This is a genomic window from Xanthomonas sp. SHU 199, from assembly GCF_000364665.1.
Taxonomy (GTDB): domain Bacteria; phylum Pseudomonadota; class Gammaproteobacteria; order Xanthomonadales; family Xanthomonadaceae; genus Xanthomonas_A; species Xanthomonas_A sontii.
In genome coordinates, this window is the sequence record NZ_AQOI01000617.1 from 1 (window position 1) to 521 (window position 521).

Here is a 521-nt window from a genome sequence, read left to right on the forward strand (position 1 = left end):
CTGGACGTGTGCATGGGCGAACTGGAGCCGCCGCGCGGCGACTTGATCCGCACCGCGTTCTTCGAAGGCATCACCTACGAGGAACTGGCCCAGCGCAGCGGCACGCCGTTGGGCACGGTCAAGAGCTGGATCCGCCGTGGTCTGGCCAAACTGAAAGCGTGCCTGGAACGATGAACGCCTCCGTGCCCGATCCACAGGAAACCCCGCCGCCGCGCGGCGTACTGGCCGGCGAGTACGTGCTCGGCGTGCTCGACGCGCAGGAACGCCGCGCCGCCGAAGCACGCATCGACAGCGACCGCGAATTCGCCGCGGCCGTGCTGCAATGGCAGCAACACCTGATGCCGCTGGCCGACGAGATCGCCCCGGTAGCGGTGCCCGAGCGCGTGTGGGTGCGCATCCGCGCCTCGCTGGGCCTGGATGCGCCGGCGCCGCGCCCGCGCGCCGCCGCACCCGGGTTCTGGGACAGTGTGCGGACCTGGCGCTGGCTCAGCGCCGGCGGCTTCGCCACCGCCACGGCCTGC

The 521-nt window shown here is 72.0% G+C and carries 2 protein-coding genes; both read left to right on the forward strand.

Annotation, left to right across the window (positions count from 1 at the left end):
- Positions 1-174, forward strand: a 174-nt coding sequence (locus D183_RS25170) for a sigma factor-like helix-turn-helix DNA-binding protein (RefSeq protein WP_039728466.1), incomplete at its 5' end; no start/stop codon positions are given.
- Positions 171-521: hypothetical protein (locus D183_RS0117965; RefSeq protein WP_017910218.1), on the forward strand; the 351-nt coding region annotated here is incomplete at its 3' end. The genes D183_RS25170 and D183_RS0117965, both read left to right, overlap by 4 nt.